This window comes from Methylosinus sp. RM1, from assembly GCF_011378635.1.
In the GTDB taxonomy this organism is placed as follows: Bacteria; Pseudomonadota; Alphaproteobacteria; order Rhizobiales; family Beijerinckiaceae; genus Methylosinus; species Methylosinus sporium.
Genome location: NZ_WOVC01000069.1, coordinates 1 through 7,838, shown reverse-complemented (window position 1 = coordinate 7,838; position 7,838 = coordinate 1). Strand labels below are relative to the sequence as shown.

General features: G+C 61.5%; 6 protein-coding genes. All 6 read left to right on the top strand.

Annotated features, from left to right (window positions below; genetic code table 11):
- The first annotated feature begins 435 nt into the window (after positions 1-435).
- On the top strand, positions 436-642 hold the full coding sequence (locus FMZ75_RS20495; protein ID WP_166145986.1) for a hypothetical protein: 207 nt from the start codon (positions 436-438) through the stop codon (positions 640-642).
- A gap of 15 nt (positions 643-657) precedes the next feature.
- Positions 658-1,272: a DUF4145 domain-containing protein gene (locus tag FMZ75_RS20490; RefSeq protein WP_166145983.1), complete on the top strand. Its 615-nt coding sequence runs from the start codon at positions 658-660 to the stop codon at positions 1,270-1,272.
- 240 nt (positions 1,273-1,512) lie between these two features.
- A complete protein-coding gene (locus tag FMZ75_RS20485) occupies positions 1,513-2,112 on the top strand; it encodes a hypothetical protein (RefSeq protein ID WP_246729165.1) in 600 nt (199 codons plus the stop codon).
- Positions 2,109-4,103 (top strand): hypothetical protein, encoded by a 1,995-nt coding sequence (locus FMZ75_RS20480; protein WP_166145977.1) that lies wholly within the window; start codon positions 2,109-2,111, stop codon positions 4,101-4,103. The genes FMZ75_RS20485 and FMZ75_RS20480 overlap by 4 nt, the downstream gene beginning before the upstream one ends.
- A gap of 11 nt (positions 4,104-4,114) precedes the next feature.
- On the top strand, positions 4,115-6,043 hold the full coding sequence (locus FMZ75_RS20475) for a hypothetical protein (protein WP_166145974.1): 1,929 nt from the start codon (positions 4,115-4,117) through the stop codon (positions 6,041-6,043).
- 186 nt (positions 6,044-6,229) lie between these two features.
- The gene (locus FMZ75_RS20470) at positions 6,230-7,813 is read left to right on the top strand and encodes an IS630 family transposase (RefSeq protein WP_166145971.1); all 1,584 of its coding nucleotides are present in this window, start codon (positions 6,230-6,232) and stop codon (positions 7,811-7,813) included.
- Positions 7,814-7,838: the final 25 nt, after the last annotated feature.

The window sequence follows — 7,838 nt, the reverse complement described above, 5'->3', positions numbered from 1 at the left end:
CACGTGTTTCTTGACGGCGATCTCTTTCCCGGCCACGAATCATCTCCAGCGCTGTTCCGCAGCCGCAGTGATTCAGAACTAACCGTCAAAAGCAATGACGCGGGCCACTAGGATCGAGGTCACGAATACACCATGTACGCCTGTACATGCGTACGTCTCGCCCGTCGTGTCGATTGGCCGGCCGGCGCCTTCCTGTCCCAATTGGACGAGGTCATCGAGGCATTGCAGATCCCATGCTGTCGGGCACCGCCGATATCCCACCAATCCCGGCGCCCGAGTGGGCGTCGATTTGACGACCCTCAACTCCCCGACAATTTCACAGAGGAGTGCAACTCAAGTTATTGATGAATAATGATTAAGTTGCGATTGCCGAATCGGCGTGAACGTGAGAGTTTGGCTCGATAAAAAGGTAGAAAGTCGGATATCTGGATTTCCATGGCAAAGGTGCCGAAACGTGATGCCAAGCCTGCGGATCGGTCGAGGACGGACGGTCGCAAGCCTTTCTTGGCCTATCTGGACGCGGATCTCATCAAGAAGCTGAAGAAGGCGGCGTTGGACGACGAGCGCAACGCCTATGAGATCGTGGAAGAAGCTGTCAAAGACTGGCTGGCCGAGCGCAGCCGGAGAAGGCGTCGCGAGTGATCGGAGGCGGACGAATTGATCCTGGAATGCGTCGAATGCCGCACCCATGTCCAATGCGAGGTCGTCGGCTCTTATGTGCGACTGTCCGACGGCACGGGGCCGTCCACGTTGATCTCTCTGGCACGCTGCGAGGAGTGCGGATCGCCGCTGCTGGTCGTCCAACTAAATATCGGGAATATGGTCGAAGGCGACATTTGGGCTCGTCCCCGGCTGCTGTTCCCGTCGTTGAACGAGCGCGTGCAGACCGGATTGCCGTCAGATGTATCACGCGCGCTCGACGAGGCGAAAGATAGCTTCAAAGCCGGAGCATTCACTGCCGCGGCAATCATGTGTCGCAAAGCTGTCGAAGGCGTTTGCCGTTCGCATGGTGTAAATGAGCGCACTCTTGCCGAATCCATTCGTGCAATGAGAGATTCGGGCGTGATCGACGGCCTTCTATTCGAGTGGGCGGACGCTTTGAGGCTGGCCGGAAACAAAGCGGCCCATGAGACCGGTCATCACGTGACTAGACAAGACGCCTCGGATGTTCTTCACTTCACCGATGCTCTTCTCGAATACATATACTCCTATCGAAGTCGGTTTACGGAGTTTCGCGACCGGTCCGCAAGACGCGACCGACCCGAATTATAAGGGGGGTGGGTTTGGCCCTCCCCATGTTCGCCTCGAATTCCACCCGCGCGAACGCCCGGCGGGACGACGCCCTGAATTTCGACCCGTGCGACTCTTGGTCATCGAGCGGAAGGGGCCGACCCTCCGATCAAATCGGTCGCTGGCTATGGCGACATTAGCGATGTCTCATCCATTCCGCTTCAATCCGCCGGGCGTTCGTCGATGGAAACTGGATTCAAATACAGGGATGCCCTCCGTCTCTTGTTCATTCTTCAAAGCGGGTCTCGCCCACTCGATCCGCCCGACGAGACGACCGGCGCAATCCGCGTTTTCGAGGGAGAGAAGAGGCTGCACGCGATCGAATTCTGGATGCGTTATCCCGATTACTTGGCCGACGCCCTTCTCGACGAATACGAAGCCTCCCGCGACCCCGAGCTCCTAGCCCGAGCCGAAGCCATCTTCGACGACGAGGAGCCCAGCGTACGCGTGGTCAAGATGCTGCGATGGAAACGAGGCGCGTTCGATCGCATCGAGGACGCCTTGGCGGTCCTCTCGGCTCGACGGCTTGTGCTCCCTGTGCTGAAGCCCCTCGCCACAGGGGGCCGTCAACACGACTTCTATGTGTTCGAAGAAGCTCAGAAATTCCTCGACGAGGCCGTCGCCGACCAGCCGAGCCTGGCATGGTATCGCGACAGGGCGGCTCTCGTCATGCGGATCGCACAGTTCAAGAGCGGGCATGCGCTGAAAAGCGAACAATACGAATTCCCTGAATACAAGGACGCTCCGCTCAATACGTTCATTCCGAGTATCCAATCCCGCGTCAAGAAACGGCTGAACGAACTGAAGGATAAAGCGGCATGACCAAGCGCGCGTCCATCCCGCCACAGGTGAGCACCGCAGATTGGAAGTCGCGAATTGCGACCAAAGCCGGGCTTGGCGTCGAGGCCGTCGACGAGATCCTGACGCGGCACGCCATCGAGCCCCAGTCGATCATGCCCCGTAGACGGACCATCACGCTGACGGGGCTGAGATTGGCCGGCAGGAAGTCCGGTATTTTGGAGGACGGCGTCGAGGCGCCGGAAGCCGACTTCAGCTTCCGATGGGGCGAATTGGGCCCAGGGCTTTGGGTCGTGGCCTCCGACAGAAACTCGAAAGGGAAAAGCTCGATCCTGAATGCCTTCAAGGCCGCCATTAAGGGCAAGTTTCCGGGGTCGATCAAGAAGGGCGTTTGGCGTTGGCTGACCGAACTGGAGGTCGGCTTGAGGCTCGATGACATTCAACACCGCGTGATTGCGACCAAGCCGGCAGGTTCCGAGGCGGTTGGACCGGACAGCGGGTTCGAAGCGCGTCTCGAAAGAAGCGAGCATGGCGCGTGGGCATCGTTGATCTCGGCAAAGGACGCGATCTCGTTCGAGCAGGCGATATCCGACTTCTTCATGCAGGAACTCGGATTCGAGAAGTTCCAAGCGTATCAGGCGTCGACCGACTCGAAGCGATCGCACGGCTGGCCATCGATGGGATCAGCGCTGTTCATCTCGGGGTCGGGCCCGGCGCTTTTCGGCGACGAGACCGCCGATGGTCTTCCCATACGCCTGCTCCAACTGTTCATAGGCCTTCCTTGGATTTCCACCTATTCGGCCATCTCCACCTGCCTCAAGCAGGTCGATGCGGAGAGCGCGAGAATCGCCGACGTGTCGGCGAAAGCGAGAAGCGGCATAGACGCCGAGATCGCAGCGCTAAGAAGAGAGCGGGACGGGCTGCTCGAGGAATTGGCGACGCTTCCAAGCAGAGGCGACATTCATCGACGGCAGCGCGAAGACGACCGACGCCTTGTGGCGGCGCGAGAGAAGCGCTCCGCAGCGCTGAAACTACTGGCGGAACTTCAAGAGGATTTCCAAGGGGCCTCGTCGGGATATGACTCTGCCCGGAACCTGCGGATGCAGATCGAGGACGAACTGGCTGCCGGCCATGTGTTCCGCCGGTTGCGTCCTACGACGTGCCCGAGCTGCGACGCGGTAGTTCACGCAGAAGAGCACGACCATGGGAGCTGTCCTCTCTGCGGAGAGAAGGAAAAGCCCGAGTCCGAGGAAATGAGCGCAAGGATCGACGCGCTTCGCTCCGAGGAGACCGAGGCGAAAAAGGCCAAGGACAGCTTGGATGCGGAAATTCGCCGAAGCCAAGCGCTTCTGAGAGGCGTCGACAGCGAGATAACGGAACTCGAGGGCAGGATAGGCCGGGCCGGGGCCGAATTGGTCGAGGCTCACAAGAGCGCGGAGATCGAGGGCCGGATCGCGGCGTTGACGGGCGGTATCGAGGCGCTGGAGCGGGCCTTGCCGCCCGAATCGAAGAAGGTGGCGAGCACGGACGCGCGCGTCCTGAAGGCGGCCCAAGAAGTGACCCGCGACTGCTTCGACGGCACGCAGCAGACGATTCTCAATCACTTTTCGGAGAAGCTCCGCGAGATCGCCTCCAGCGTCGGCGCCAAGAACCTCAAAAGCGTCCACGTAAAAGCCAACAGAATCGATATCGTCCAGGAAAACGCCGAACTCACGTTCTCCGGTCTCAACCCGGGAGAAAGATTGCGCTTCCGCATTGCCGCAGCCTTGGCGGCGGTCGAGACCGCGAAGTGGTCGGGAGCCGGGCGCCATCCCGGCTTGATCGTTCTCGACTCGCCGGCAGCCGAAGAGATGTCTGGCGACGACTTTGGGGCGGTGTTGGCGAGCCTACAGACGGTATTGGCTGATCAGCCCGACGTCCAAGTCATCGTGGGCGCCCTGATGCGCCAGCAAATCAAAGATGCAGTTCGTTGCCAGCGGATGCGGTATGCTCGCGGCGATGACTATCTGTTCTGATCGGAGCGGCGGTGAACTCGCAAGACGCCACGCAGCGGTTCGTCGACGCCGTCCGATGCGACGCGAATGCGGGTGTCGATCTCGACGGCGCAATCGACTGGCAAGCCGTGCTCGGCCAGCTCGGGGATGGCCCATATGCGGCGGACCTGTTCAATGTGCTCTGCGACCGCGTCGATGATTTTCCCGGCGCCATCGGCATCCTGTCTGAACTGCTCGCGGGGCTGAGCGATGTCGCGGCAGCCCAGGAGACGGTGGGCGCGCTGTGCGCCATCGACCCTCCTCAGTCCCTGATACCGGCATTCTTCGAGACCCTGAGAAAGCTCGTCCACGATCGGGACAAACATTATGGTGCTCGCGCCGCAGCCCTGCGGGGGGCGCTGTATCTGGCGCAATTCAAGCCGTCGTTTCTTCGCCGCCTTGAAGCGGACCTGCTCGACTTGGATCCACACGACGACCCGCAGTTCCTGCGGCACGCGGCGGCGGTGATCGGCCTTGTCGCGGCCCACAAACCGGATGCCGAATTTCTCGGCCTGCTGCGGTCCCTTGCCGACATCCCGGAGGCGACGGACGAGGCCGCCTACGCGCTCGGACTCATCGACCTAGGCGCGGCTCTCGGAGAGAGGGACAGTGACAGGGCGGTCGACCGCTTCGCGTCCGCCAAGGGGTGGTTCGAGAGGTCGGCGGATGCTCGCGCCGTCCGCCCCGACGCGCGACTCTTCATCTCGGTGATCGGGATCCTGTTGAGCTTCGCCACCGGCGAGCCGCCGTCAAGCATCCGCCAACATCTGCCGAGCCTGCGCGAGTCCCTGTTCCACCAGATCTCGTTGATCTCGCCACCCGACGGACGCCCGACCGATCGTTCATGGATCGGGCAGGGTGCGGTCGAAGCCTCGCATTGGGCGACGGTGGGGCTGACGCTTTCCAGCCTCGCCGACAATATGGCTCGCGACGCTTGGCTCCGTCCGATCATGGTCATCGAAAACGAACTGTTCCTTCTCCTGTCGGCAAGTCGGACGCTCTTCCGACGGACCTCAGCGGGAGGGTTCGAGGCGACCATCTCGCCCCGGATAGAGATGCACTTCGTCGTCGAGAAGACGAAGCTGTCGCTGCTCGACCAGTGGCTCGAGACCAAGAGCTGCGATCGCTGGGGCGACGAAGCGCGGCGATTGCGGAGGGGGATAGAATCCCGGCTGGAGGAACTCGCAAACCGAAGCCCTCCTGACGCGACGGGCGGGGCCTCACCACTCGTCGCGATCGAGACCAGCGAGGCGGTCGGCGAGTCGGACAAGGCCGCCGTTCGGGCGCTGATGGCCGAGGCGGACCGCATCTTCTCCGCCGCCACGTCCGATCCGATCGCGAACTCGATCTTGGAAGACATGCTCCTCAGGATGAGAAGAAATCAGGATTTCGAGACCTACGGCGAGGCCGCAGCGCTGTTTGCGACGATATTGCGGGTCACGTTGCGGTTCGTCGTAAACAGAGACAACGCGCAAGAGGACCCCGCCAACCGGTATCTGTTCGACCGCACCGACGCGGGGCCGAAGGAGAGCGCGCTGCACGCCGACTATATGAACGCGCTTAGGCTCTCCGACCTTGCCCGTGTGTGTGTCAAGGAGCCCCAAGACGTGGGCGGAGGGAGGGCCGACGTGCAGTTCCTGCATGGGCGGACCACTATCGTGTGCGAATGCAAGCGCACCTTCGCGAACGAGGGCAACGACCGCGCGGCTGTTCGCTTCGGCGGGCAATTGACCGCCTATCAGCTATCGAGCGTGACCTTTTCGGCACTGCTGATTCTGGACCTCTTCGATCGGCGTGGGAACTCTGAACACCTGAGGAAAAGGGCCTCGGTCGAGTTCGTGATGCATGAGGGCACGGAGTACGCGCTGGCGATCTTCAGGTTGCAGGGACGGCGGAAAAGCCCGTCCAAACTCAAGGTGTGAAAGCGGCGGCGTCCGCGCCCATGGCTTCTCGCGTCGTCGTGCCCCTATCCGGCCCGCCAGAGGATTCAGACCCGCGCGAGGGATGGCCGTCGCGGCGTGATTTGGGGCCCGGTAAAAAGTTCGGGTGCGCACGGATCGCCACAGCGGCGTCGGGCTCGACAACGCAGCGGACGGGGGAGGCACGCCATGTATCGCGACATCGCGCAGTGGACGATGGTCAGGCGAAAGGTCCTCGAGGAGGGCGTTTCCAGACGGCAGATCGCGCGCGAGACCGGCATTAATCGGGGCACGATCCGAAAAATGCTCCTTCATACTCTACCGCCGCCATTCTCTGCTCGATCGCCGCAATACCCCAAGCTCGGACAACACATTGAGACGATAGATCGCCTCATCGCCGCGAACAGATCCGCGGCGACGGAACCCCGGTCGTCAGTCGCGGCCATATACCGGACGTTGAAGCATGATGAAGGTTTTGCGGGCAGCTACAGCGCCGTGAAGGGTTACGTCGGCAAGCACTTCGGTCCCGGTCGCAATCCCGGCGTCGGGGTTTGGGACGACATTTACGAGATGATCCTGTTGCTCAAAAAGCCCGACGCAATTCGATTCATGCGGACGCTTTCGACCGCAAAAGCCCCCCTTCTGTCCCCATTCCGCGTTCAAAAATTCTTCCGCGAAGCCGTCGAATTAATGGAAACGCAAGCGCAAGTGAACGCACGAAAATCCAATATAACTACCGGAATTGACTGGATTGGCCAGGTTCTTCGGAAGGAACTCCCCACCGAGCTGCTCCGCGTGGAATTCGGGGACATCCCCGACTTCCAGGTTCTGATCGAGCACCTTCATGAGGGCCAATCGAAACACAGGCATCGCGCGATGGCCGTTCTCGCCCATTTCCACGGGGTGAGCGATCGGACGATCGCATCCGCGCTGAAGATCAACCGCCACACCGTTCGGGCCGCCAGGACAACATACGAATCGGAAGGCGCCGACGCCCTGTTTTCCACGAAGAGACGCTCGAACGCGAAAACCGATGACAGCGATCTCAAGGCCACGATCTTTCGCATCCTGCATGAGCCGCCAAGCGATCATGGAATAAACCGCACGTCGTGGACCATGGCCCATCTTCGCGAGGTTCTGGCGAAGGAGGGCGCGCCCGCGTGCACGGAGGTCGTCCGATCGATCATCAAGGCGGCGGGTTATCGGTGGCGCAAGGCGCGCGTCGTCCTCACCTCCAACGACCCCGAATACGCCGAGAAGCTGGCCCGTATCCGTTCGATCCTGTCCGGCCTCGGCGCCGACGAGGCGTTCTTCTCCATAGACGAATTCGGCCCGTTTGCTGTCAAGGCGAAGGCGGGCCGCGTCCTCGCGGCGCCCGGGGAAATGCCGCAGGTGGCGCAGTGGCAGAAGTCCAAGGGATGCCTGATCCTGACCGCCGCATTGGAGCTTTCGGGGAACCAGGTCACCCACTTCTACAGCCTGAAGAAGAACACGACGGAGATGATCCGCATGATGAATCTCCTCCTCGACCGCTACCGCGACCAGCGCAAGCTCTATCTTTCATGGGACGCGGCCTCATGGCACGTCTCAAAGAAGCTTTTCGAGCGGATCGAGGAGAACAACGCGGCGGCGATTGAAACCGGCGGGCCCCTCGTCGAGACGGCGCCGCTGCCGGCGCGGGCCCAGTTGGCGATTCCGACGAAGGCGCCCGTCTTTAACGGGATAATGGCGCCCGGGGATTCCGGGATAATGGCGCCCCCTCTAACGGAATGATCCCGCCTGGGCGCCGCGTTCGTCG